The sequence below is a fragment of the Rhizobium sp. 01T417 genome (assembly GCF_056398905.1).
In genome coordinates this window covers 1-2387 of the sequence record NZ_JBFTQH010000097.1, presented here as the reverse complement: position 1 = coordinate 2387, position 2387 = coordinate 1, and the positions used below count along the sequence as shown (strand labels likewise).

2 protein-coding genes are annotated in these 2387 nt (G+C 59.0%); one reads left to right on the top strand and one right to left on the bottom strand.

What is annotated here, in order from left to right:
- Positions 1-321: 321 nt before the first annotated feature.
- Positions 322-1688, top strand: a protein-coding gene (locus tag AC1DPR_RS31575; protein WP_477106263.1) for an IS3 family transposase whose coding sequence is annotated in 2 segments (ribosomal slippage) — positions 322-802 and positions 802-1688 — 1368 coding nt in all. Because the reading frame shifts where the segments join, the coding sequence is not laid out codon by codon here.
- Positions 1689-1758: 70 nt separating this feature from the next.
- Here AC1DPR_RS31575 and AC1DPR_RS31570 read toward each other — a convergent pair.
- The coding region (locus tag AC1DPR_RS31570; protein WP_477817976.1) for a C40 family peptidase at positions 1759-2387 on the bottom strand (629 nt) is incomplete at its 5' end.

The following is a 2387-nucleotide window of genomic DNA, read 5'->3' as shown; positions in this document are numbered from 1 at the left end:
CTGTCAGGGCTTCTCGCGCGAAGGCCGGTGCGCGACACGTTTCAGGTCATTTGAGACGTCGGCTCAGTCCGCTCAAACCGTTCCAGCCTCCGAACGTGAGTCCGCCTGGCTCAGCGCCTGACGGACAAACCAGTTCGATGGCTGAGCCTACTGCAATCCATACAACTACATCGTTTGTATGCATTCAAGCCAATGATAATCCGTATCTTCTGCGTCGATGTACGGATTTGCAAACCGGATTCGTGATCGGCGATGAACCAAAAAAAGCCAGAGCATTGAACTGCACCCCAAAAGTTGGACACCAACTTTTGGGGTGTTTTCATGTATCGGTACTCGGAGCAGTTCAGGCTGACAGTTATCCAGAGCTACCTGGACGGTCAGGCAGGCTATGGTGAGATCGCCAAACGCCATGAAATAGACAGCGGAACAGTACGGCGCTGGGTGGCGGGATACCGCCTGCATGGCGCGGCGAGCATCAAACGGAAGTACACGCACTACAGCGCCGAGTTCAAGCTTGCCGTGCTGAAGCGGATGCGAAGCCAGCGGTTGTCGCATCGCGAAGTCGCAGCATGGTTCGATATTCGCAACTTCGGTGCGATTGGCATTTGGGAACGCCAGTATGATGCAGGGGGTATAGAGGCCTTGTCATCGCGCCCAAAAGGGCGTCCCAGGAAGATGTCGCCACCCACTCCCAAAGCAAAGCCACCGAAGCCATCTGGTGATCGCACGCGCACGCGCGAGGAGCTCATTGACGAGCTGAACTACCTGCGCATGGAGAACGCCTACCTAAAAAAACTCGACGCCTTAGTTCAAGCGAACAAGAAATCTGCGCAACCCAAAAAGCGCAAATAGTGCTTGAGCTAAGGCGGCAGTATCCATTGGCGGGGCTGTTGAAGGTCGCAGGCCTGGCACGAAGCACCTTCTACTATCAGCAAACAGTACTTCAGGCGCAGGACAGGTATGCGGAACTGAAGGCAAGAATCCGTGAGCTGTTTGCGCAGCACAAAGGTCGCTACGGCTACCGCCGCATTACGGCGGCGCTTCGGAAAGCGGAATTGATCGTCAACCACAAGACGGTTCAGCGCCTGATGAAAGCCATGGGCCTGAAGTCTCTCGTCCGGCCAAAGAAATACCGTTCTTACAAAGGTGCGGTGGGCCGAGTTGCGCCCAACGTGTTGCAACGGCAGTTCCACGCCGGGCGTCCGAATCAGAAATGGGTAACCGATGTGACCGAATTTAGCGTCGCCGGCGAGAAGCTATACCTCTCGCCGGTGCTGGACCTGCATAACGGCGAGATCGTCGCATACGAGATGGCCAGGCGTCCGTTGTTCGAGATGGYAAGCAAAATGCTCAAGAAGGCGTTTGCTCGACTCGGCCCCAAGGACCGACCGATCCTGCATTCGGATCAGGGCTGGCAATACCAAATGGCGTCCTATCGATCGATGCTCAAGCAGCGCAGTGTCCGTCCCAGTATGTCGCGCAAAGGTAACTGCCTCGACAACGCTGCCATGGAGAGCTTCTTCGGCATCCTAAAGTCCGAATTCTTCTACCTGAACAAGTTCACCAGCATCGAGCAACTGCAGGATGGACTGCGCCAATACATTCACTACTACAATCATGACCGCATCAAGCTCAAACTAAAAGGGCTGAGTCCCGTGAAATACAGGACTCAGCCCTTTCCGGCCTAGCCATCAACCGTCCAACTTCTGGGGGTCAGTTCATCGCGCCTGGCTTTTTTTTACGCCTTTTACTAGACGACTATTGCCGGGCGAAGGCGGCGATGGGGTCGTCGTCTTCCTGGGTGGGCGCAGGGGCGGGCGGGGGGGCTTCTGGGGCGGGCGCCGGCGTCATCGGCAAATTACTAGCTGCCACCACGCGGCGGGCGCCGTTGTAGCGGGAGGCCCAATAAGACTTGCCCATGTCCTCGAGCCGCACCGTGCCACCGGTGGCGGGCGCATGGACGAAGCGGTTCTGGCCGACATAGATGCCTACGTGGGAATTGGCGCGTCCCGTGGTGTTGAAGAACACGAGGTCGCCGGAGGCCACCTGGCTGCGGTCCAGCGACGAACCGCGCTGGCCCATCTGCTCGGTCGTGCGGGGCAGGTTCACGTTGGCGGCGCGCTGCACCACGTAGCGAACCAGGCCGCTGCAATCGAAACCGGAATCGGGGGTGTTGCCGCCGTAGCGGTAGGGGGTGCCGACCAGCGACATCGCCTGGATCGAGATTTCCTCAAGTCCGGCGCTCGGGTCGATCATCGGTTTGCCGGGTGCCCGGGGCACGGACGAACCCTGCCGGGGCGGCGGCCCGCCGGCGCAGGCGGCCAGTAGCAGCGCGGCGGCACTCACCGCGAGGGCGGCGGTGCGGGAGGCATTGAGAGAGAAAAGGC